27 protein-coding genes and 1 pseudogene are annotated in these 19,787 nt (G+C 65.8%); 11 read left to right on the top strand and 17 right to left on the bottom strand.

Annotated features, from left to right (window positions below; all coding sequences use genetic code 11):
* Positions 1–185: 185 nt before the first annotated feature.
* Positions 186–824 carry a carbonic anhydrase gene (locus ACQR50_RS11710; RefSeq protein ID WP_428968453.1) on the bottom strand — a complete coding sequence of 213 codons (639 nt, stop codon included), beginning with the start codon at positions 822–824 and terminating at the stop codon, positions 186–188.
* Entirely contained in the window at positions 821–2,401 is a 1,581-nt protein-coding gene (locus ACQR50_RS11705) for a SulP family inorganic anion transporter (protein WP_428968452.1), read from the bottom strand. Before ACQR50_RS11705 ends, ACQR50_RS11710 begins: the two co-directional genes overlap by 4 nt.
* A 185-nt stretch (positions 2,402–2,586) precedes the next feature.
* On the opposite strand from ACQR50_RS11705, the gene ACQR50_RS11700 reads away from it, so the two are divergent.
* Positions 2,587–3,126 (top strand): J domain-containing protein, encoded by a 540-nt coding sequence (locus ACQR50_RS11700; RefSeq protein WP_056434533.1) that lies wholly within the window; start codon positions 2,587–2,589, stop codon positions 3,124–3,126.
* On the top strand, positions 3,123–3,416 hold the full coding sequence (locus tag ACQR50_RS11695; protein WP_428968451.1) for a (2Fe-2S) ferredoxin domain-containing protein: 294 nt from the start codon (positions 3,123–3,125) through the stop codon (positions 3,414–3,416). The genes ACQR50_RS11700 and ACQR50_RS11695 overlap by 4 nt, the downstream gene beginning before the upstream one ends.
* A gap of 258 nt (positions 3,417–3,674) precedes the next feature.
* Here the strand turns inward: ACQR50_RS11695 and ACQR50_RS11690 are convergent, their stop codons facing one another.
* Genes ACQR50_RS11690 through ACQR50_RS11645 form a run of 10 tightly spaced genes read right to left on the bottom strand, consistent with a single transcriptional unit; the run spans position 3,675 to position 7,522 of the window.
* A complete protein-coding gene (locus ACQR50_RS11690; protein WP_076716820.1) occupies positions 3,675–4,076 on the bottom strand; it encodes a SufE family protein in 402 nt (133 codons plus the stop codon).
* 55 nt (positions 4,077–4,131) lie between these two features.
* Positions 4,132–4,800 (bottom strand): hypothetical protein, encoded by a 669-nt coding sequence (locus tag ACQR50_RS11685; RefSeq protein ID WP_428968450.1) that lies wholly within the window; start codon positions 4,798–4,800, stop codon positions 4,132–4,134.
* 2 nt (positions 4,801–4,802) lie between these two features.
* On the bottom strand, positions 4,803–5,042 hold the full coding sequence (locus tag ACQR50_RS11680; protein WP_219020322.1) for a hypothetical protein: 240 nt from the start codon (positions 5,040–5,042) through the stop codon (positions 4,803–4,805).
* Between the two features lie 32 nt (positions 5,043–5,074).
* Complete coding sequence (locus tag ACQR50_RS11675; protein WP_428968449.1) at positions 5,075–5,314, bottom strand: hypothetical protein; 240 nt, start codon at positions 5,312–5,314, stop codon at positions 5,075–5,077.
* A gap of 46 nt (positions 5,315–5,360) precedes the next feature.
* Positions 5,361–5,651, bottom strand: a complete 291-nt coding sequence (locus tag ACQR50_RS11670) for a hypothetical protein (RefSeq protein ID WP_428968448.1) — start codon at positions 5,649–5,651, stop codon at positions 5,361–5,363.
* Between the two features lie 9 nt (positions 5,652–5,660).
* Positions 5,661–5,957, bottom strand: coding sequence for a hypothetical protein (locus tag ACQR50_RS11665; RefSeq protein WP_219020320.1), 297 nt, complete (start codon positions 5,955–5,957; stop codon positions 5,661–5,663).
* A gap of 41 nt (positions 5,958–5,998) precedes the next feature.
* Complete coding sequence (pspC, locus tag ACQR50_RS11660) at positions 5,999–6,382, bottom strand: envelope stress response membrane protein PspC (protein WP_056433939.1); 384 nt, start codon at positions 6,380–6,382, stop codon at positions 5,999–6,001.
* A gap of 1 nt (position 6,383) precedes the next feature.
* Positions 6,384–6,674, bottom strand: a complete 291-nt coding sequence (pspB, locus tag ACQR50_RS11655) for an envelope stress response membrane protein PspB (protein ID WP_428968447.1) — start codon at positions 6,672–6,674, stop codon at positions 6,384–6,386.
* Position 6,675: 1 nt separating this feature from the next.
* The gene (gene pspA / locus ACQR50_RS11650; protein ID WP_042483728.1) at positions 6,676–7,344 is read right to left on the bottom strand and encodes a phage shock protein PspA; all 669 of its coding nucleotides are present in this window, start codon (positions 7,342–7,344) and stop codon (positions 6,676–6,678) included.
* A gap of 31 nt (positions 7,345–7,375) precedes the next feature.
* Positions 7,376–7,522, bottom strand: a complete 147-nt coding sequence (locus ACQR50_RS11645) for a hypothetical protein (RefSeq protein WP_428968446.1) — start codon at positions 7,520–7,522, stop codon at positions 7,376–7,378.
* Positions 7,523–7,698: 176 nt separating this feature from the next.
* Between ACQR50_RS11645 and pspF the strand changes: the two genes are divergently transcribed.
* Positions 7,699–8,745, top strand: coding sequence for a phage shock protein operon transcriptional activator (gene pspF, locus ACQR50_RS11640; protein WP_428968445.1), 1,047 nt, complete (start codon positions 7,699–7,701; stop codon positions 8,743–8,745).
* Between the two features lie 66 nt (positions 8,746–8,811).
* Complete coding sequence (locus ACQR50_RS11635) at positions 8,812–9,423, top strand: superoxide dismutase (protein ID WP_428968444.1); 612 nt, start codon at positions 8,812–8,814, stop codon at positions 9,421–9,423.
* A gap of 189 nt (positions 9,424–9,612) precedes the next feature.
* Here the strand turns inward: ACQR50_RS11635 and ACQR50_RS11630 are convergent, their stop codons facing one another.
* From ACQR50_RS11630 to mtaB, 3 genes are read right to left on the bottom strand one after another with little or no spacing between them, the layout of a single operon-like run.
* A complete protein-coding gene (locus ACQR50_RS11630; protein ID WP_428968443.1) occupies positions 9,613–10,227 on the bottom strand; it encodes a septation protein A in 615 nt (204 codons plus the stop codon).
* Complete coding sequence (ftsY, locus tag ACQR50_RS11625; protein ID WP_056433924.1) at positions 10,224–11,159, bottom strand: signal recognition particle-docking protein FtsY; 936 nt, start codon at positions 11,157–11,159, stop codon at positions 10,224–10,226. Before ftsY ends, ACQR50_RS11630 begins: the two co-directional genes overlap by 4 nt.
* Positions 11,156–12,400 (bottom strand): tRNA (N(6)-L-threonylcarbamoyladenosine(37)-C(2))-methylthiotransferase MtaB, encoded by a 1,245-nt coding sequence (gene mtaB / locus ACQR50_RS11620; protein WP_428968442.1) that lies wholly within the window; start codon positions 12,398–12,400, stop codon positions 11,156–11,158. Before mtaB ends, ftsY begins: the two co-directional genes overlap by 4 nt.
* Here mtaB and ACQR50_RS11615 point away from each other — a divergent pair.
* Entirely contained in the window at positions 12,399–12,974 is a 576-nt protein-coding gene (locus ACQR50_RS11615) for a DUF924 family protein (protein ID WP_428968441.1), read from the top strand. The two genes, mtaB and ACQR50_RS11615, sit on opposite strands and share 2 nt — an antisense overlap.
* Here ACQR50_RS11615 and ACQR50_RS11610 read toward each other — a convergent pair.
* The gene (locus ACQR50_RS11610; protein WP_428968440.1) at positions 12,949–14,490 is read right to left on the bottom strand and encodes a putative bifunctional diguanylate cyclase/phosphodiesterase; all 1,542 of its coding nucleotides are present in this window, start codon (positions 14,488–14,490) and stop codon (positions 12,949–12,951) included. The two genes, ACQR50_RS11615 and ACQR50_RS11610, sit on opposite strands and share 26 nt — an antisense overlap.
* 253 nt (positions 14,491–14,743) lie before the next feature.
* Here ACQR50_RS11610 and ffh point away from each other — a divergent pair, with 253 nt between their 5' ends.
* The 3 genes from ffh to rimM all read left to right on the top strand — a co-directional run bounded on the left by ffh (position 14,744) and on the right by rimM (position 17,427).
* Positions 14,744–16,267: a signal recognition particle protein gene (ffh, locus tag ACQR50_RS11605; protein WP_322538833.1), complete on the top strand. Its 1,524-nt coding sequence runs from the start codon at positions 14,744–14,746 to the stop codon at positions 16,265–16,267.
* Between the two features lie 58 nt (positions 16,268–16,325).
* Entirely contained in the window at positions 16,326–16,712 is a 387-nt protein-coding gene (gene rpsP, locus ACQR50_RS11600) for a 30S ribosomal protein S16 (RefSeq protein ID WP_007404083.1), read from the top strand.
* Between the two features lie 154 nt (positions 16,713–16,866).
* The gene (gene rimM / locus ACQR50_RS11595) at positions 16,867–17,427 is read left to right on the top strand and encodes a ribosome maturation factor RimM (protein ID WP_428968439.1); all 561 of its coding nucleotides are present in this window, start codon (positions 16,867–16,869) and stop codon (positions 17,425–17,427) included.
* Here the strand turns inward: rimM and ACQR50_RS11590 are convergent.
* Positions 17,417–18,325, bottom strand: coding sequence for an NAD(P)/FAD-dependent oxidoreductase (locus tag ACQR50_RS11590; RefSeq protein WP_428968438.1), 909 nt, complete (start codon positions 18,323–18,325; stop codon positions 17,417–17,419). The two genes, rimM and ACQR50_RS11590, sit on opposite strands and share 11 nt — an antisense overlap.
* Before the next feature lie 86 nt (positions 18,326–18,411).
* Here ACQR50_RS11590 and ACQR50_RS11585 point away from each other — a divergent pair, with 86 nt between their 5' ends.
* From ACQR50_RS11585 to trmD, 3 genes and pseudogenes are all read left to right on the top strand, one after another.
* Positions 18,412–18,684, top strand: coding sequence for an AbrB/MazE/SpoVT family DNA-binding domain-containing protein (locus ACQR50_RS11585; RefSeq protein ID WP_428968437.1), 273 nt, complete (start codon positions 18,412–18,414; stop codon positions 18,682–18,684).
* A gap of 4 nt (positions 18,685–18,688) precedes the next feature.
* Positions 18,689–19,063: a type II toxin-antitoxin system VapC family toxin gene (locus ACQR50_RS11580; protein ID WP_428968436.1), complete on the top strand. Its 375-nt coding sequence runs from the start codon at positions 18,689–18,691 to the stop codon at positions 19,061–19,063.
* A pseudogene (gene trmD / locus ACQR50_RS11575) lies at positions 19,060–19,775 on the top strand (tRNA (guanosine(37)-N1)-methyltransferase TrmD); the annotation flags it as partial. The gene ACQR50_RS11580 and the pseudogene trmD, both read left to right, overlap by 4 nt.
* Between the last annotated feature and the right edge of the window lie 12 nt (positions 19,776–19,787).

Here is a 19,787-nt window from a genome sequence, read left to right as displayed (position 1 = left end):
TGCCAGCCCTGCTGGCTAGCGCAGCTTGGGTGAGGGGTCGAGCGAGCCTTCGGCTCGCGCGCTCTTCGAGCGCTCACCCCTCACCCAGCTCCGACTAAGCCTTTGCTCTCGCAAAGACCAAGTCTGCGCAACCCTCTCCCCTCTGTGAAGGGCGAGGGGGCATTGAGATGAACATTGATTGGAACCTACACCAATACCTTGTCGGGCCGGGCCAGGCTGTCGAGATCGGTGTTCGCGTCGATCTCGAGCAGGGTTTTGATATGCCCATCCCGAATGTCGTAGACCCAGCCGTGCAGCCATAGCTCGCGCTTCTCGGCAAAAGCCTTCTGGATCGTGTCGAGCCGGGCGAGGTGGCGCAACTGCTCCATCACGTTCACCTCGACCAGCCGGTTGACCCTGGACGCCTGGTCCGGCTGGGCGTCGATCTCGTCCCGGTGGCGGTGCAGCACGTCGCGGGCATTGCCCAGCCACTGGTCGACCGGCCCCTGCGTGCCGCCCTCCAGCGTCGCCAGCACCCCGCCGCAGCCATGATGGCCGCACAGGATGACATGGCGGACCTTCAGCACGTCGACCGCATATTGCACGACCGACAACAGGTTCAGATCGTCGTCATGGACGAGATTGGCGATGTTGCGGTGCAGGAACATGCCGCCCGGCGGGGTCATGGTCATCTGCTCGGGCGTCACCCGGCTGTCGGAACAGCCGATCCACAGAAAGTCGGGCTTCTGCCCCACCGTCTGCCGCTGGAAGAAGTCGGTCTTCTCCTCGAGGAGTTCGGTGGCCCATGCCTTATTGGCGAGCAGGAGCTGCTTGTATTCCCTCATGCGTAGCGCACTCCCGTCGATGGGGCATTGATGAGCGGGGCGGTCCGCTCGGCGATGTCGCCGCGCACGATCACGCTGATGCCCCGGAAGTCGGCGCCCTTGATGAAGGCGTTGATGATGTCGACATTGTCCAGGTCGACATAGGAGGTCGAGGACAGGTCGATCAGCAGATTGGCACCGTCCGGCACCTTGGCGAGCGACTTCTGCAATTCGTACTTGTGGATGAAGTACAGGTTGCGCCGCGCCCGGATCAGGCAGTCGCCATCGTCATAGGCATAGGTCAGCGCCGGACGGAAGTTGCGCGCCACGACGAAGACGAAGCCGACGACCAGCCCGACCAGGATGCCGATCAGCAGGTCGGTGCGCAGGATCGCCAGGATGGTGACGATGAAGGGGATGAACTGGCTCCACCCCTGCTTGTACCGCTCGGTGAACAGCTTGGGCTTGCACAGCTTGTAGCCGGTGGCGATCAGCACGGCCGCCAGCGCGGCCAGCGGGATCTGGTTCAGCACGACCGGGATCAGCGCGACCGAGATCAGCAGCCATGTGGCGTGCAGCATGGTCGACAGCTTGCTCTCCGCGCCCGCATCGACATTGGCCGACGACCGCACGATCACCGAGGTGACTGGCAGGCCGCCGAGCAGGCCGGAGACGATATTGCCGCCGCCCTGCGCCATCAGCTCCCAATTCTTGTCGGTGGTGCGGCGGCGCGGATCAAGCTCGTCGACCGCCTTGACGCTCAGCAGCGATTCCAGGCTGGCGACGATGGCGAGCGTGATCGCGGTGGTCCACACCGCGCCCATGCCGATCGCCGAGAAGTCGGGAAGCTGGAACTGGCCGAGGAACTGCGACGCGCTGCCCGCGACCGGCACGCGGACCAGATGCGCGCCCGCCAGCTGCCAGTCGGGACGCATCGCACCCAGGATCATGTTGCCGACCACGCCGATGACGACGACGACCAGCGGCCCGGGCAGCAGCCGCAGCGGCCCCTGCTTGGGCTTGGCATGATCCCACCAGAACAGGAAGGCCAGCGAAACCGCGCCGATCAGCACCGCGCCCGGCGCGATATCGTTGCTGACGCTGGTCCACAGGTCGGTGAAGGTGTTGCCGCCCGCCCGGCTGGCATATTCGAAGCTCCCCTCGAAATCGCCGTCATAGCCGATGGCATGGGGAATCTGCTTCAGGATCAGGATCAGGCCGATCGCCGCCAGCATGCCGGTGATGACCGAGGAGGGGACGAACTCGGCCAGCACGCCCGCGCGGGTGAAGGAGAAAGCCAGCTGGAGGATGCCCGCCAGCATCACCGCCAACAGGAAGACCTGGAAACTGGGCAGCCGCTCGATCGCCTCGAACACGATGACGGTCAGACCGGCGGCGGGGCCCGCGACCGACAAGGGCGACTTGGAGAGGAAGCCGACGACCAGACCGCCCGCGATTCCGGCGATCATGCCCGCAAAGGGCGGGGCGCCCGACGCGACCGCGACACCGAGGCAGAGGGGCAGGGCGACCAGCGCCACCACGATGGAGGCCGGTATGTCCGCTCTTGCGGTGGCCAGGAAGGAACGACTTTGGGCCACGCTGGCTCCTGTCAAAACTGGGCGTCCGCATATGCCCGGTACGGACATGAATATATGATGACGGATAATTCATGACCGAGGGAACCATTGTCGGTCAAGCGATTCAGCGGGCATTTGAAGGCTCTGTCCCGCAAAGCGCGGCGTCGACGCTTGCACCGGCGCGCAAGTCGCCTAAATCGGCCGACGTGGCGCGTTCTTCTACCCGATCCAACGACTGGGGCTTCCCCCGCTGGCGCAGCTATGGCGCGTCGCGGGAGGCCAAGCCGGTGCGTATCTGTGACCGGCATGGTTGCGACCAACCAGGCAATTGCCCCGCCCCCAAGTCCCCCAACAGCCCCGACCGCTGGTATTTCTGCGAGGCGCATGCCGCCGAGTATAATCGCGGCTGGGACTATTTTCAGGGCCTCAGTGCCGAGGAAGCCGCCGCGCGCGAAGCCTCGGAACGGCAGACGAGCGCAGGCTATGCCCAGTCCAAGCACCAGGCCTGGGCCGGGCCGGGCGACGGCAGCCGATCGCGCGACGAGATGCGTGCGCTGGATGCGCTGGGGCTGGAGCCGGATGCCGAGTTCGACCTGATCCGCGCGACCTGGCGTGGTCTCGCCAAGGCGAACCACCCCGATATCCGCCCCAATGATCCGGAAGCTGCGACCAAGTTCCAGCAGGTGCAGGCAGCTTATGAGGTCCTGCGCGCCGCCGAGGAGCGGCGCAGTTGGAAGCCCGAATGATCCGTCGCGCCAAGGCGGACTGGGAAGCGACGGTTCTGGTTTGTGGCAAATGCTCGAAAAAGGTCGGTGGCGGGTTCGGGCCGAAGGGCAAGACGTCGCTGGCCAAGGCGCTCAAGCGGATTTTCGGCAAGGGGCGCAAGGCATCGGTCGGGGTGGTCGAGACCAAGTGCCTAGGCCTGTGCCCGAAGAATGCGGTGACGCTGGTGGATGGGCGTCGGCCGGGGGAATGGCTGGTGGTGACGCCGGACGAGGATGTCGAGGCGATCGCGGCGCGGTTAGGGCGGGGGTGATTTTCGGAGGCGGTCTCGGTGAGACCCCTTGGCCCTCCCCCATCCCAGTTTCAGGTAAACGATGCCCCGCATCGTTTACCTGAAACTCGCCTGCGGGAGGGGAGCGGCTAGAGGCGCGGGCAATTCTCTTTGTTGACCGTCAGGGATGGGGCAGACGTTTTTGAAGTAGGTTCGGGCCAGCCAAGAAGCACGCCCCTCCCGCAAGCGGGAGGGGATGGGGGAGGGCAACGGGGTCTCACCGAGCCTGCACCCAGAACCTCAATACCGCCCCGCCGTCTCCCGGATCAGCGCGATCATGTTCGGGATCCCCTGCGTCCGGTTCGAGCTCAACTGGTTCCGCAAATCGAATGGCGCCAACTCGCCCTCGATATCGGTCGCCAGGATTTCCGCAGGGGTCTTGTCCTGCACCGTCTTCAGCACCAGTGCGATGATCCCCTTGGTGATCGCCGCGTTCGAGTCCGCGAGAAAGTGCAGCCCTTCCGCATCACCCTTGGTCGGATAGACCCAGACCGAAGCCGAACATCCCCGCACCAGCGTCGCATCGGTCTTCAGCGCCTCGGGCATCGGCTCCAGCGCGCGGCCGAGATCGATCAGCAGGCGATAGCGATCGTCGGCGTCGAGAAACTCATATTCGTCACGGATTTCGGCAAGATCGGACATGGCGCTCGCGCTACCGCGAACGGCGCTTCGCGACAACTGTTCAGTCCCCGAGTACTCAGTCCCGGAGCAGGGCGTCCACCGATCCGCCGTTGCGCGCCAGTTCGGCCGTCACGCGGCGACGCCCCTCATAATAGGTCAGCACCCGCGCATGCGGATCGCGCGCTCGGATCAGCGCCTCGTCCTGCGGCCGGATGCTGGTTTCCCGCGCGACATAATCCGGATAGCCCTCGCGCTTCCAGGCGGGAAGGCGAAGGGCTGCCCATTCGCCGATATGGTCGGCGACCAGCCGGTGGGTCATTTCGTGCGCGATGGTGCCCGACAGGGTGCGCACGCCGCCCAGCGGCGCGCCGTTCGTCACCCGGTCCGCCGCCACCGAATGGCGGTTGAAGATCAGCGCCTGGGCGAAGGGCCGCCGGAACGCGATCGATCCCCGTGCTCCGATCGACAAAATGTCCCAGCGCCAGCCCCCATCGGTCAGCACCACCTGCCGCGACAGCCCCGGTCGATAGAGCGGGCTTGCCGCCAGCAATCCGTCGGCACGGGCGAGGACCTGTCCCATCGCGGCCGTGTCGATCGGCTGTTCGGACAGGACCGTCGTCCGCCCGAAATCGGCGCGATAGGGAAAGGCGAGCGCGGCGGGGACATGGAGCACCCCGGCGACGACGACCGCGCCGCCACAGGCGATCCGGGTCGTCCATCGACCGAGGGCCGCGAACCGCGCCATGGTCAGAGATCGACCCCGGCGGCAATGGCTTCGAGCTTGCGGATACGCTCCTTCAGGTCCGCCATCTCGATCCGCGACGCGGCCGAAGCGGCGGGCGGGTAGGGATTGTCGTGGCTACGCTCGAATTCGCGGTTCTTGAGCTGCAACCAGCCGCGCCAGCCCGCAAGGCCTGCGGTGACGATCATCGCCAGGCCGGCCAGGCCGGCGGTCGCGATCACGATGTAGAGATTGGTGTCGGTCATGATCCGGGCTCCCTGTCCGTATCAATGGTGGCTTAACGGTCGCGCAGCCGCTCGATCTCGCGGTCGAGATCGATGCTCTTGCGTTCGTCGGTGATGACGCGCTCCAGGACCTGGATACGCTCCTTGAGCTGCTGCACCTCGGCACGCAGCGCCTGGGTGTCGCGGTTCCCTTCGCCGCGCAGATGCTCGACCATATCGAGGCCGGGCGAACGGCGATGCTTGGCCTTGAAGATGCTGGCGACCATGACGATCGCGACGATCAAAACGGTCATGAACTGTCCGCCGGACATAGCGGTAACTCCCCTCTGGATACTTATGTCAGTGTTCGATGCGGACGGGCGTTTCGCCGGGTACGCGCAGGCCGTCGATCTCGTCGCTCAGGGCCAGGCCGCGATCGGTGATGATCCGCTCCAGCACCCGGACCCGCTGCTCGAGCCGTTCGGTCTGGGCGGCATATTGCGCCGCCTTTTCCGCGACCATCGAGGCTTCGGTGGCCAGCTGCTTTTCGCGATACTTGAACCAGGGCCGGACAAAGACGCCGCCGATGATGGCGACCAGGCCGCAGCTGATGCCCATGACGGGGATCAGAAGAGCGATGTTGTTCATCATTCCCCTCCCTCAGCGATCGCGCAGCGCGTCGATTTCGCGCGCGGTCCGCTCGGCGGGGTCGGTGGCGATGCGCTCCAGCACCGCGATCCGCTCTTCCAGTCGAGAGACCTGGCCGACCAGCTTGTGGTTCTCGGCGGTCAGCAGTTCGACCTTGCGGCCATCGGCGATGTCGCTCTTGTGCGTCATCCCGCCCCAGTCATTTTCCAGGCTGTAGCCGTGCTTCGCACGGATCCAGGTGGTGACGACCCAACCGATCGTCGACATTGCGATGATCGCTAGGACGAAACCCGGTCCTCCCCAAGCCATAATCCATACTCCCATAGGATAGTTGATGTGTCAGCGCGGTCTCAGCGCAGGCTGTCGATCTCGTCGGCGAGCTGGCGATTGCGGCTGGTGTAGTGCAGTTCGATATCGGCCAGGCGCCGGTCGAGATCGCGGAACTTCGAGCGGACCTCGGCGGTCGAGCGGCGCGGATTGCTGCGCACGCCCTGCCAGAACTTGGCATCCTCGTCCGACTGGTAGAGGCCGATCGGCTTGGCCGTCGCCATCCAGGCGATCAGCATATAGGCGAGCGGGACCCAGGGCATGCCGACCCCGGTCAGGGTGAGCAGGACCGCGGCGACGCGGACCCACATCACATCGACGCCGGTATAGTCGGCGATCCCGGAGCAGACGCCCTTGAACTTGGCATTCTGCTTGTCGAGGTAGAAATTGGTGCGGCTGGCGGTCATCTCAATTCCTTCGATCGAGGTTGTATTCGGTCTGGCCCAGGCGCGGTTCGGGGCGCCATTCGGACTGAAGACCGGGTTTGAAGTTGGGATTGTCGGCGGCGACGATCCGTTCGACGGTGTTCACCCGGTCCTCCAGGCGCCGCGCGAGCAGGTGAAGCTCGTCGAGCAGCTGCTCGTCCTCATGGGTGATCTTGGGCGCCTGCTTCCACTTCGTCATATAGTGCAGGATCAGCCAGGGCAGCGCGATAAAGATCGTGGTGATCGCGATGCCGGGGGTGACGATATCCTCCATCTCACTCCCCCTTGTTCAGGCGCGCCTTGAGCGCGGCGAGTTCGGCGTCGACCCGGTCCGAGGCGCGCAATTCGGCGATCTCGTCCTCGAGCGTCTTCGGGTTCGCCCCCAGGCCCAGCGCTTCCGCGCGGCCCTCGGCCTCGTCCACCTTGCGCTCCAGAATGTCGAAGCGGCTGAACGCGTCGTGCGTCTTCGGGCCGTTCCACATCTCGCGCAGGCGATAGCGGTTGTTGGCGCTTTCCAGACGGGTCTGGACCGCATTCTGCTTGGTCCGCGCCTCGCGCAGCTTGTTCTGCAGCTTGGCGATGTCCTCTTCCGACGCGCGCAGCGCATCGTCGAGCACCTGGACTTCGGCCTTCAGCTGGTCGGCCATGTCGGCCGCCTTCTGACGCTCGATCAGCGCGGCCTTGGCCAGGTCCTCGCGATCCTTCGACAGCGCCAGCTCGGCCTTTTCGGTCCAGCTGTCCTGAAGCTGGTCCAGCTTCATGATGTGGCGGCGGATTTCCTTCTGGTCGGCGATCGTGCGGGCGGCCGAGGCGCGCACCTCGACAAGCGTCTCCTCCATTTCGAGGATGATCATGCGGATCATCTTCGCGGGGTCTTCCGCCTTGTCCAGCAGGTCGGCGAAATTGGCGGCGACGATGTCGCGGGTGCGGGAGAAAATGCCCATCGGATACTCCTTGATGGCGGCTATTCGGGGATTATGCGGTCGGTGCCTCGATCGCCGCAACCGGGGTCGTGCCGGTGGCGACATGCGCGGGGGCGAGGGCGCCCATCAGGCAGGTGGCGCTCATCACGACGGTGCAGGCGATGGCGGCGATCTGGCGGCTGAAGGTGGTGGCGAACATGGTGGAAACTCCCTGAATTCTTTTGTTTCGGTCCGCTCGTCGGCGGGATGCCAGTTGCATTGCAGGAGGCGTGCCAGTTTCAAAAATGGCGGAAATCCAAGGGTTTTTGTAATAGTTGCGGAGAAACAACGATTGCACTCTTGCCAAGCGTTGGGAAAATCCGCCACCTGTTGGGAATGGAGCGAACGAGTCAGGTCATCGGCCAATCGGGGGCCTTTCTGGACGCGCTGGAACGGGCCAGCCGCGCCGCCGCGCTCGATCGTCCCGTGCTGGTCATCGGTGAGCGCGGGACCGGCAAGGAACTGGTCGCCGAGCGCCTCCATCGCCTGAGCGGACGCTGGGACCAGCCTTTGGTCATCATGAACTGCGCCGCGTTGCCGGAGACGCTAATCGAGGCCGAGCTGTTCGGCCATGAGGCGGGCGCCTTCACCGGCGCGACCAAGGCGCGGGCGGGCCGGTTCGAGGAGGCGAGCGGGGGCACCCTGTTCCTCGACGAACTGGGCACGTTGTCGATGGCGGCGCAGGACCGGCTGCTGCGCGCGGTGGAATATGGCGAGGTCACGCGGATCGGATCGTCACGGCCGCTGCGGGTCGATGTGCGTATCGTGGCGGCGACCAACGAGCATTTGCCCGACAAGGTCGCCGCGCATCAGTTTCGCGCCGATCTGCTCGACCGGCTGTGCTTCGAGGTGGTCACGCTGCCGCCGCTTCGCGCGCGCAAGAGCGATATCATGGTGCTGGCCAATCATTTCGGGCGGCGCATGGCGGCCGAGATCGGCTGGAACGAGTGGCCCGGTTTCGGGGCGGCGGCGACGGATGCGCTGATGGAGCATCGCTGGCCCGGTAATGTCCGCGAACTGCGCAACGTGGTGGAGCGTGCCGTCTATCGCTGGGACCGCGAGGGGCCGGTCGATGCGATCGAGATCGATCCGTTTCGGTCGCCCTATCGCCCGCAGGGTCAGTCGCCCGCCGCCGCGCGGAGCGAGCAGGGGAGTGCGCACGCCTCCGCCGAGCCGGTGAGCGACGGCGACGAGGTGGCGGCCTGCGACGTCGGCCCATCCGACTTCAAGTCGCGCGTCGCCCGGTTCGAGCGGGAATTGCTGACCAAGGCGCTGGCGGACAATCGCTTTAACCAGCGGACCACGGCCGAGGCGCTGGGCCTGTCCTATGACCAGCTTCGCCATGCGCTTCGTCGTCACGATCTGATCGGAACGGTTGCGTAACCGCGTTCGGGGAGCCATTTGAGGCGCCCGGCGTTGCCACAGGCAAACCCCAAAGGAGCAATCACGATGGCTTTCGAACTGCCGCCCCTTCCGTACGACTATGACACGCTGGAGCCGGTCATCTCCAAGGAGACGATGACCTTCCACCATGACAAGCATCATGCCGCCTACACCAACAAGCTGAACGAGGCGGTCGAGGCCGACACGTCGCTTCAGGGCAAGTCGATCGAGGACATCCTGGCGAACATCTCGTCGGCCCCTGCCGCCGTCCGCAACAATGGCGGAGGTTTCTGGAACCATGATTTCTTCTGGAAGATCATGACCAAGCCCGGCACGACCCAGCCCTCGGGCAAGCTGGCCGAGGCGATCGAGGCGTTCGGCGGTCTCGACAAGCTGAAGGACGAGTTCAACACCAAGGGCGCGGGCCAGTTCGGTTCGGGCTGGGCCTGGGTGATCGCGGATGCCGAGGGCAAGCTGAAGGTCACCTCGACCCCGAACCAGGACAACCCCCTGATGGACGTCGTCGCCGACAAGGGCACGCCGATCCTGGGTAACGACGTGTGGGAGCACGCCTATTACCTGACCTACATGAACGACCGTCCGGGCTATCTGAAAGCCTGGTGGGACGTCGTGAACTGGGACGAGGCCGGTCGCCGGTACGAGGCGGCGGTCGCGTAAATTGGCGATCCGTTTCGGATGAGGGAAGGGCGGCTCCGCTGGGGCCGCCCTTTTTCATGATCCTCCCCGGCACGGGGAGGTGGCAGCGCGAAGCGCTGACGGAGGGGGGCTTCCCCATAGGTCGTCCTTCGACGCACGCCCCCTCCACCATGCTTCGCATGGTCCCCCTCCCCGTGCCGGGGAGGATCGTCACTCCACCGGTGGTTCGTCGACCTTCGCGCCTTCGGCATTCAACCCATGCCGCAACAGCATCGGAATATTCGCGATCGCAAAGGCGATGGTCAGCGGCATCGCGCCCCACAGCTTGAAGCCGACCCAGAAATCCCAGGTCGAATTGCGCCATACCGCTTCGTTCAGCACCGCCATGAAGGCGAAGAAACAGGCCCAGTTGCGGGTCAGCTTGCGCCAGCCCAGCTCGGTCAGTCCCGGATAGACATTGCCCAGCACCATCTGGATCAGTGGTCGCCCGGTCGCCAGCCCGAAGAACAGCAGCGCGGAGAACATCGCATAGACGATGGTCGGCTTCATCTTGATGAAGCGCTCGTCGTGGAAATACAGGGTCAGGCCACCGAACACGACGACCAGCACGCCCGACAGCCACAGCATCGGCGAGATGCGGCCGAGCTTCATCTTGCTGACGATCATCGCCACGACGGTCGCCGCCATGAAAACACCGGTCGCGACCAGCACGCGGGTCAGCGGGCCGATCGGCGCCAGGAAATTGACCGCGAAGAACAAGATCAGCGGGCCGTACTCGATGCCCGCCTTCAACCCTGCGCTGGCCTCCTTCTGAGGCGCGCTCACTTGCGGCCGCCTTCGATGCCCGCGATGATCCGGCTGACTTCGTTGGCGTCGAAGGGGCGCAGGTCGGTCATGCCCTCGCCGACGCCGATGGCGTGGATGGGCAGGCCGTATTTCTCCGCCGCCGCGACCAGCACGCCGCCGCGCGCGGTGCCGTCCAGCTTGGTCATGACGAGGCCGGTGACACCCGCCACGTCCTTGAACACCTCGATCTGGTTGAGCGCGTTCTGGCCGGTGGTGGCATCCAGCACCAGCAATATGTCATGCGGCGCCTCGGGATTCAGACGGCCGAGCACGCGGCGGATTTTGGACAGTTCGTCCATCAGCTCGCGCTTGTTCTGGAGGCGCCCGGCGGTGTCGACGATCAGCACGTCGATGCCGGTCGCGGTCGCCTGCTTCACCGCCTCATAGACGATGCCCGCGGCGTCGCCGCCTTCCTTGCCCGAGACGATCGGCACGCCGACCCGCTCGGCCCAGGTGGCGAGCTGGCCGATGGCGGCGGCGCGGAAGGTGTCGCCCGCCGCCAGCATCACGCCGTAATCCTGCTCCATGAACAGATGCGCCAGCTTGGCGATGGTCGTCGTCTTGCCCGACCCGTTGACGCCGATGACCAGGATCACCTGCGGCCGGGGAAAAGCGTCGATCTCCAGTGGAGTGGCGACCTTGGCCAACGCCTTCTCGACTTCCTCGGCGACGACCAGGCGGATGCCCAGATCCTCCATGTTCCGCTCGAAGCTGCCCTCGGCCAGTCGGGTGCGGATATGGCCTGCCGTCTCGGGGCCGAGGTCGGAGGCGATCAGCGCTTCCTCGATCTCGTCCAGCGTGCCCTCGTCGAGCCGCGCGGTGCCCAGGCCCGCCAGATTGCCGACCAGCCGGTCCGAGGTGCGACGGAAACCGCCGAGCAGCTTGTCGTGCCAGGAGGAGGAAGAACTCATGCCAATTGTCCGATCAGATGGGTTTCGGTCGCCGCCGTGACCCGAACGCGGGCGATGCTGCCCGGTTCGGCGGCGGGGGAAAAATGAATGTCGGCGAAGTCCGGCGCGTGGCCGCGCGTGCCGGGGCGCTCGACCAGCACGTCGCGGGTCGCACCGATCTGCGTGGCCAGCCAGCCGCGGCGGCGACGCGCGGCAGCCTCGCGCAGGCGGGCGGCGCGTTCGCGACGGAGGGGGTGCGGCACCTGCGGCATGCGGGCGGCCGGCGTGCCGTCGCGCGCCGAATAGGGAAAGATATGCGCGTGGACGATATGGGCGTCGTCGATCAGCGCCAGCGTGTCCGCCGCCATTGCCTCGTCCTCGGTCGGGAAGCCCGCGATCAGATCCGCACCGATCGCGATCTCGGGCCGCGCGGTCAGCAGCCGCTCGACGATGGCGACCGACTGGGCGCGGCTGTGGCGGCGCTTCATCCGCTTGAGGATCAGATCGTTGCCCGCCTGGAGCGACAGATGCAGATGCGGCATCACCCGCGCCTCGCCCGTCACCAGTTCGAACAAACGATCGTCGATCTCGATCGAGTCGAGCGACGACAGCCGCAGCCGGGGGAGGGTGGGGACATGGGTCAGGATCCGCTCGACCAGCAGGCCCAAACTCGGCTGGCCCGGCAGGTCATGCCCGTAGCTGGTCAGGTCGACGCCGGTGAGTACGACCTCCCGATGCCCCAGTTCGACCGCGCGCGCGATGCGATCGATCACCAGCCCGGCGGGCACCGAACGGCTGGGGCCGCGCCCGGTCGGGATGATGCAGAAGGTGCAAGCGTGGTCGCAGCCATTCTGGACCTCGACGAACGCTCGTGCATGGCCCGCAAAGGCCGACATCAGATGCGGCGCGGTCTCGACCACGCGCGACATATCGGTGACCAGCATCGGCTCGGCCGAGGCCCAGCTTTCGGGACGCAGCTTGTCGACATTGCCCAGCACGCGCGCGACCTCGGGCATGGCGGCGAAGCTGGCCGGATCGATCTGCGCGGCGCATCCCGTCACGACGATCTGCGCATCGGGCCGCGCCTTGGCCGCGCGGCGGATGGCGACGCGGGTCTGCTTGACTGCCTCGTTGGTCACGGCACAGCTGTTGACGACGACCAAGTCCTCCCGCCCGGCGGCCAGCGCGCGGATCGTTTCGCTCTCGGCGATGTTGAGGCGGCAGCCCAGACTGATGATCTCGGGCCCGGATGGGGACGACATGGCTGCTGATCTAGGGATGGATGAACGACGTGTCCACGCGGAGGCGCGGGACATAATCGACTTCTGGTTCGCCCTGCCACCCGAAAAGCATTTTGCCAGGGACGAGGCGCTCGACCGCGAGATCGCCGAGCGGTTCGGTGTGCTGCGCGATCAGGTGCTGGCGACCGAGGCGATCGGCTGGCGGGACGATCCCGACACGCTGCTGGCGGCGATCCTGCTGCTCGACCAGTTTTCGCGCAACCTGCATCGGGGATCGGCGCAGGCCTATGCCGCCGATCCGCTGGCGCTGGAATTATGCCTGGGCGCGATCGATGCGGGATGGGAGGATCGCTATCCGCCCGAACGGCTGGCCTTTGTCTATATGCCGCTGATGCATGCCGAGTCGCGCGCGATGCAGGATTTGAGCGTTGCGAAATTCACCGAACTGGGACGTGCGGATAACCTCTCCTTCGCCCGCGACCATCGCGACGTCATCCGGCTTTACGGGCATTATCCCAGCCGCAATGCGGCGCTGGGCCGGGCCTCGACCGAGGCGGAACGCGACTATCTCAGCCAGCCAGACGCGGGATGGTGAATGAGGAGGGCGAAATGCCCGCGAGCAGCCGCTTTTCCGCCAGCATCTGACGCACCTGCGCCAGATCGAGCGGCGGACCATAGAGCGAGCCCTGTCCATGCGAGCAGCCGATGTCGCGCAGCCGCATCTCGATATCCAGGTCGCGTACGCCCTTGGCGGCGATCGGCAGGTGCAGGCTGTCGCCCAGATGGACGATCGCGGTGACGATGGCGCAGCAATCCGGGTCGGCCGCCATGTTGCGGATGAAGTTCGGATCGATCCGAACCCGGTCGAAGGGCAGGGCGCGCAAATGCGCCAGGCTGGAATAACCGCGCCCGAACGCATCGAGCGCCAGGGCGATGCCCTGGTTCTTCAGGCTGATGACGATCGACTGCGCCAGCGCCAGATTGGCGAACAACGCATTCTCGGTAATCTCGATCTCCAGCCGGTGCGCGGGAAAACCACACTCGGTCAGCGTCTTGATGACCTTCTGCGCCAGCCAGGCATCCTGGAACTGCGAAGCGGCAAGCGGGATCGACAGGGTGATCGACGGGTCCCAGTCGCGCGCGGCGGCCATCGCCTGCCGCATCAGCGACAAGGAGACCTCGCCCGACAGGCCGCAGGCTTCGGCGACGGGCATGAAGCGTTCGGCGGTCATCGGGCCCAGGCTGGGGTGATCCCAATAGCCCGACACCTCGAACCCGGTCAGGCGCGCGGTGCCCAGATCGACCTGCGCCTCGAACCGGGGCTGGATATCGCCATTCGCCAGGGCGGCGCGCAGGTCGGTGATGATGGCGTTACGCTCGGCCATCGCCTCTTCCATCGCGGGGGCGAACCAGAGCGGCTTGCCGTCGCTGCGCGCCTTGGCGGCGATCAGCGCCAGATCGGCCTGGCGGACCAGCCGGTCGACCGTCGCGGCGCCGTCGTCGATCCGGGTCAGCGCGATGGCGGCGCGCGGCGTCAGTTCCTGGTCGACCAGCTTCACGGGCTGGCCGAGTCGCACCGCCAGCCGTTCGGCGAGCCGCTCGATCCGGTCACGGCCGCGCGGGTCGAAGGGGATGAGGCAGCCGAAGCAATCGCTCTCAAACCGCGCGACGATCGCCTCGGACGGCGCTTCGTCGCGGATCGTCTTGGCGACATGGCGGAGCAGCAGGTCCCCCGCTTCATGGCCCAGCGATCCGGCAATGGCGCGGAACCGATCGATATCGACGAGCATCAGCGCAACGCCGCGCTGGCGGCGCTGCACATTCTCGATCATCGCCTGCCCGACATCGTGGAAATAGCGGCGATTGGTCAGCCCGGTCAGCGGATCGATCTGCTCGACATCGGGCGAGCGGGCCGAAGACGCCGGAAGACACCAATGGACCAGAACGGCGGCGACGGCCGTCGCAGACAGCAAAAGTTTCGCGGGAAGGGTCAGGCCCAGCTGGATCAGGATAATCGCCACGGCGATCAACATGATGCCCATCGCCACCGCCGCGCCGGTAAGGCCCGCAGAAGCAGGGATATTGGCAACAGGCTGGCGCGACCCGGACATGGCATAGCGGTCGCATGTCAGGAGTGTACAATAGGTTAACGCGTGCGCCGGATCGGGGCTGGTTGCGTGCGACTTGCACCCGTCGTCGTTTTCTCATAAGAGCGCACCCAAGTTCCGTTTCGGAATGTGAAAGTGAAGCGCCCAAGGGTGCACGCTGGCCGGCGAGGTTTCGCCCGCCGGCGCTTTTGCGTTTGGCGGTGCGACACAGGTTTTTGGGCCGGACTCTCCGGCTCGGGTTTGACGAGGTGAGGCGATGTTCGACAGCTTGAGCGATCGGCTTGGCGGCGTATTCGACCGCCTTCGCGGCCGTGGCGCGCTGACCGAGGCGGATGTCCGCACCGCGATGCGCGAAGTGCGAGTGGCCCTGCTGGAAGCCGACGTCGCGCTGCCCGTCGCGCGCGACTTCGTCGACAAGGTGACCGAACAGGCGATCGGCCAGAACGTCCTGCGTTCGATCACGCCGGGTCAGCAGGTGGTCAAGATCGTCCATGACGCGCTGGTCGCGATGCTGGGTGCCGATGCCAGCGAGCTGCTGCTCGACGTCACGCCACCCGCCGTCGTGATGATGGTCGGCCTCCAGGGCTCGGGCAAGACCACGACCACCGCCAAGATCGCCCGCCGCCTGTCGAGCGGGGCGATGGGCCGTGATCGCAAGAAGGTGCTGATGGCGTCGCTCGACGTCAATCGCCCCGCCGCGCAGGAGCAGCTGGCGACGCTCGGCACGCAGGTCGAGGTGTCGACCCTGCCGATCATCGCCGGTCAGCAGCCGGTCGAGATCGCGCGCCGCGCGCTCCAGGCCGCCAAGCTGCAGGGCTATGACGTGCTGATGCTCGACACCGCCGGTCGTCTGCACGTCGACCAGGCGCTGATGGACGAGATGAAGGCGGTGGCGGAAATCGCCCAGCCGCAGGAAATCCTGCTCGTCGTCGACTCGCTGACCGGCCAGGACGCGGTGAACGTCGCGACCAGCTTCTCGGAGCAGGTGCCGCTGACCGGCGTGGTGCTGACCCGTATGGACGGCGATGCACGCGGTGGTGCGGCGCTGTCGATGCGCGCCGTCACCGGCAAGCCCATCAAGTTCGCCGGTGTCGGCGAAAAGATGGACGCGCTGGAGGCCTTCCATCCGGAGCGTGTCGCGGGCCGCATCCTCGGCATGGGCGACGTCGTGTCGCTGGTCGAGCGTGCCGCCGAGACGATCCAGCAGGAAGATGCCGAGCGCATGGCCATGAAGATGGCCAAGGGTCAGTTCGATCTGAACGACCTGCGCGGCCAGCTGGCCCAGATGCGCCGCATGGGCGGGCTGGGTGCGCTGGCGGGCATGATGCCGGGCATGAAGAAGGCGCAGAACGCGCTGAACGATGCCGGTGGCGACAAGATCCTGCTCCGCATGGACGCAATCATCACCTCGATGACGGTCAAGGAGCGGGCCAAGCCCGAGCTGGTCAACGCCAAGCGCAAGATCCGCATCGCCAAGGGTTCCGGCACCACGGTGCAGGACGTGAACAAGCTCCTGAAGATGCATCAGGAAATGGCCACGGCGATGAAGAAGATCAAGAAGATGGGCGGCATCAAGGGCATGATGTCGATGCTCGGCAAGGGCGGCCTCGGCGGCCTGGGCAATGCGCTGGGCGGTCCGCAGATGGGCGAGATGCTCAACAAGGCGGGCGGCGGTGGCGGCCTGCCGGGCATCGGCGGCATGGGTGCGGGCGGCGGCAAGCTGCCCGAGGGCATGCCGAAACTGCCCCCCGGCTTCGAAAATCTTCTGAAGAAGAAATAACCCCCGCGCCGGACGGAATGGCCGGTAATTTTGAACGTTTAACTCCAAGGACTATACAATGGCTCTCAGCATTCGTCTGTCGCGTGGTGGCTCCAAGAAGCGCCCTTACTACCGCATCGTGGTGGCCGACGCCCGTGCGCCGCGCGACGGCAAGTTCATCGAGAAGATCGGCAACTACAACCCGCTCCTCGCCAAGGACAATGACCAGCGCGTGCAGCTCGACGCCGAGCGCGCGAAGCACTGGCTCGCCAATGGCGCGCAGCCGACCGATCGCGTCGCCCGCTTCCTCGACGCCGCCGGCGTTCGTGAGCGCGCCGCTCGCAACAACCCGAACAAGGCGAAGCCGGGCGAAAAGGCCACCGAGCGCGCCGAAGAGCGTGCCGAGAAGCTGAAGGCCGCTCAGGAAGCCGCCAACGCTCCGGCCGAAGAGACCGCCGAGGCCTAATGGCTTTGGGCTTTGCACTGCCTCGGTCGATCGCGATCGGGGCAGGGCAAGGCACCGGATACGGGGTCATGCGTTTCTTGAGGCCTCATGGCTTCAGGAGATATGCGCATGACCCCGCCGACCGAACCCGATCCCCGGACCGCACCCGACGATCATGACGACGCGACCAACCAAGGCGTCTCCGCGCCAGACCCCGCCGAAGGCGGAGACGACGCCCCCAACGGGGACGGCAACTCGCCCAACGGGTGAGCCGCGCGTCACGCTGGCCGTCATCATCGGCGCGCATGGCATTACGGGCGAGGTTCGGCTCAAGGTCTTTGCCGACGACCTGTCGGACTATCGCTCGTTCAATGACGGCGCGCTGACGCTCAAGTCGGCGCGTGACGGTTCGAACGGCGTCATTGCACGCTTCGCCGAGGTCACCGACCGCAACGCCGCCGAGGCGCTTCGCGGCACGGAACTGACGGTGCCGCGCTCCGCCCTGCCTCCGCTGGAGGAGGGCGAATATTATCATGCCGACATTATCGGCCTGTCTGCGATCGCCAGCGATGGCGAGGAACTGGGCCAAGTCGCGCTGATCGAGAATTTCGGCGCGGGCGACGTGCTCGAGATCGAACGTCCCGATGGCCGCCGCTTCATGGTGCCGATGAACGCGCAGGCCGTGCCCGAATGGGATCGGGACCGCCTGATCGTGGAACGCGCCTTTATCGCCTGATCGGCGATTGCTCGTTCAGCAGGTTACGGATCGTCGTGGCCGCAACCCCGGCCTCGCCCATGGCGTGGCTGATCTGATCCAGCCCCTTCACCACATCCCCTGCCGCGAACAGGCCGGGCACCGACGTCCGTTGATGGTCGTCGACCTCCAGGCAGCCGCTCGGGTCCGCCTTCGCACCCGCCGATACCGCCAGTTCCGACCGGATACGCGAGCCCATCGCCGGATAGACGCTGTCGAAGCGCATCCGCCCGTTCGCCGTGTCGAGCGCGATTTGCTCGCTTTCGATCGCCCAGCCGCCGCAGGGGCCGTCCACGCGTGCCACGCCAGCTTCGTCCAGCGCTTTGGCACATGCCGGGTCGAGGTCATGCGCGGCATCGGGCGCGATCAGCGTCACGTCGCGGGTAAAGCCGCGCAGGAACAGTGCCTCGCGCATGCCATGGTCGCTGGTGCCGATGACGCCGACACGCTTGTCGGTGACCTCATAGCCGTCACAGACCGGGCAATAGCGGATCAGCCCACGCTCCAGCGCCGGGTCGTGCACCTCGGGCAGGAGCTTGCGGGGGCGGTGATTGACCACGCCCGTGGCGAGCAGGACGGTTCGGGTGCGATACTCGGCCTCATCGGTAACGACGCGGAAGTGATCATTTTCGGGGTGGATCGCCGAGACGCGGTGCGGCGTGCAATGCGTGCCGTAACGACGCGCCTGATCGTGCATACGTGACAACAGGGCCTTGCCGCTGATCCCGTCCGGGAAACCGGCATGATTGTGCGTGCAGGGAATCATCGCGGCCCGGCTCGATCCGCTGTCGAACATATGGATGCGCAGGTGATAGCGCGCCAGATAGATCGCGGCCGTCAGCCCGGCGGGGCCCGCCCCGATGATGATGCAATCGTCCATGGCGGGGGCAAAGCCTCAATCGGCGCAACGTTCCTTGGCGTCGCGTATCGCATGGTGTATATACGCGATGTATATACGGAGGCTTTATGGGCAAGGATTATCAGGCGAAGGTCTTCCGCTCGGGCAATTCGTTGGCGCTACGCCTGCCCGCCGCGCTGGGGTTGACGGAGGGGACGGAGATGGCGCTGCGCGAAGAGCAGGGGCGTTATGTGTTCGAGCCGGTTCAGACGCCGCCGAAGACGATCGATCTGACCGGCATCGCAGGCTCTATGCCGTGGCTGAAGCCGATCGAACGGGAAGAACGCGAGTTCGACGATCCCGAGCGGCCCTGGCACCTGCTGAACGATAAGGACGCCTAAAACAGTGCGCTACCTGATCGACACCAATTGCTGCATTTTCCTGTTTGCCGGGGAATATCCGGCACTGCTGGAACGTGTTGCGGCGACACCCGTGGGAGAGATCGGATTGTCCAGCATCGTTTTCGCCGAATTGGCGCTGGGTGTTCGTCACGGCAAGCCGCCGAGGGAACGGCAACTGGAGCAATTGACGACGCAGATGCCGATCCTGCCGTTCGACGAAGCGGCGGCGCGCTGCTATGCGACCCTTCCGTTTCGACGGGGACGGTTCGACCGGCTGCTCGGTGCCCATGCCCTCAGCCTGGGCAGTACCGTCATCACCGACAACGAAGCCGACTTCGCCGACATCCCCGGCCTGACTATCGAGAACTGGACGCTGTGACCTTTCGCGCGACGATATTGACGCTCTATCCCGAGATGTTTCCCGGTCCGCTGGGCCATTCGCTGGCGGGGCGGGCGCTGCGCGAGGATCGCTGGGCGCTGGAGACGGTCCAGATCCGCGACTTCGCGACCGACAAGCATCGTTCGGTCGACGATACCCCGGCGGGGGGCGGCGCCGGTATGGTGTTGCGCGCCGATGTGCTGGCGGCGGCGGTGGATTCGGTGGCGGACGACCGGCCCGTGCTGGCGATGACGCCGCGCGGGCGTCCGCTCACCCAGCCGCGTGTCCGCGAAATCGCGGCGGGGCCGGGCGTCACCGTGCTGTGCGGCCGGTTCGAGGGATTCGACGAACGTCTGTTCGAGGCGCGGGGCATCGAAGAGGTGTCGATCGGCGACTATATCCTGTCGGGCGGCGAGATGGGCGCGTTGGTGCTGCTCGACGCTTGCGTTCGGCTGCTTCCCGGCGTAATGGGCGCGGCTTCCAGTGGAGTCGAGGAAAGCTTCGAAAGCGGCCTTCTCGAATATCCGCAATATACCCGACCTGCTGAGTGGGAAGGGCGCACGATCCCTGAAGTGCTGCGATCGGGGGATCATGCGAAAATCGCAAAATGGCGTCATGCCAGGGCTTGCGAGGATACACGGTCAAGGCGGCCGGACCTTTGGGAACGTCATGAGGGCGTTCGGGTCGGTCGCCCTCTGGCGCGCGGCGACGATTGAGGAATAGT

Origin of the sequence: Sphingomonas sp. Xoc002 (assembly GCF_050408055.1) — a bacterium.
Lineage (GTDB): Bacteria > Pseudomonadota > Alphaproteobacteria > Sphingomonadales > Sphingomonadaceae > Sphingomonas > Sphingomonas yabuuchiae.
Note: the sequence above shows the minus strand (reverse complement) of the source record. Positions and strands in the feature narration are given on the sequence as shown.

Bases quoted from the DNA above. Each gene is read 5' to 3' on its own strand.
- ACQR50_RS11710 (WP_428968453.1), bottom strand. From the start codon at position 824: ATGAGGGAATACAAGCAGCTCCTGCTCGCCAATAAGGCATGGGCCACC.
- ACQR50_RS11695 (WP_428968451.1), top strand. From the start codon at position 3,123: ATGATCCGTCGCGCCAAGGCGGACTGGGAAGCGACGGTTCTGGTTTGT.
- ACQR50_RS11690 (WP_076716820.1), bottom strand. From the start codon at position 4,076: ATGTCCGATCTTGCCGAAATCCGTGACGAATATGAGTTTCTCGACGCC.
- ACQR50_RS11685 (WP_428968450.1), bottom strand. From the start codon at position 4,800: ATGGCGCGGTTCGCGGCCCTCGGTCGATGGACGACCCGGATCGCCTGT.
- ACQR50_RS11680 (WP_219020322.1), bottom strand. From the start codon at position 5,042: ATGACCGACACCAATCTCTACATCGTGATCGCGACCGCCGGCCTGGCC.
- ACQR50_RS11675 (WP_428968449.1), bottom strand. From the start codon at position 5,314: ATGACCGTTTTGATCGTCGCGATCGTCATGGTCGCCAGCATCTTCAAG.
- ACQR50_RS11670 (WP_428968448.1), bottom strand. From the start codon at position 5,651: ATGATGAACAACATCGCTCTTCTGATCCCCGTCATGGGCATCAGCTGC.
- ACQR50_RS11665 (WP_219020320.1), bottom strand. From the start codon at position 5,957: ATGGCTTGGGGAGGACCGGGTTTCGTCCTAGCGATCATCGCAATGTCG.
- pspC (WP_056433939.1), bottom strand. From the start codon at position 6,382: ATGACCGCCAGCCGCACCAATTTCTACCTCGACAAGCAGAATGCCAAG.
- pspB (WP_428968447.1), bottom strand. From the start codon at position 6,674: ATGGAGGATATCGTCACCCCCGGCATCGCGATCACCACGATCTTTATC.
- pspA (WP_042483728.1), bottom strand. From the start codon at position 7,344: ATGGGCATTTTCTCCCGCACCCGCGACATCGTCGCCGCCAATTTCGCC.
- ACQR50_RS11645 (WP_428968446.1), bottom strand. From the start codon at position 7,522: ATGTTCGCCACCACCTTCAGCCGCCAGATCGCCGCCATCGCCTGCACC.
- pspF (WP_428968445.1), top strand. From the start codon at position 7,699: ATGGAGCGAACGAGTCAGGTCATCGGCCAATCGGGGGCCTTTCTGGAC.
- ACQR50_RS11635 (WP_428968444.1), top strand. From the start codon at position 8,812: ATGGCTTTCGAACTGCCGCCCCTTCCGTACGACTATGACACGCTGGAG.
- ftsY (WP_056433924.1), bottom strand. From the start codon at position 11,159: ATGAGTTCTTCCTCCTCCTGGCACGACAAGCTGCTCGGCGGTTTCCGT.
- ACQR50_RS11615 (WP_428968441.1), top strand. From the start codon at position 12,399: ATGGCTGCTGATCTAGGGATGGATGAACGACGTGTCCACGCGGAGGCG.
- mtaB (WP_428968442.1), bottom strand. From the start codon at position 12,400: ATGTCGTCCCCATCCGGGCCCGAGATCATCAGTCTGGGCTGCCGCCTC.
- ACQR50_RS11610 (WP_428968440.1), bottom strand. From the start codon at position 14,490: ATGTCCGGGTCGCGCCAGCCTGTTGCCAATATCCCTGCTTCTGCGGGC.
- ffh (WP_322538833.1), top strand. From the start codon at position 14,744: ATGTTCGACAGCTTGAGCGATCGGCTTGGCGGCGTATTCGACCGCCTT.
- rpsP (WP_007404083.1), top strand. From the start codon at position 16,326: ATGGCTCTCAGCATTCGTCTGTCGCGTGGTGGCTCCAAGAAGCGCCCT.
- rimM (WP_428968439.1), top strand. From the start codon at position 16,867: ATGACGACGCGACCAACCAAGGCGTCTCCGCGCCAGACCCCGCCGAAG.
- ACQR50_RS11590 (WP_428968438.1), bottom strand. From the start codon at position 18,325: ATGGACGATTGCATCATCATCGGGGCGGGCCCCGCCGGGCTGACGGCC.
- ACQR50_RS11585 (WP_428968437.1), top strand. From the start codon at position 18,412: ATGGGCAAGGATTATCAGGCGAAGGTCTTCCGCTCGGGCAATTCGTTG.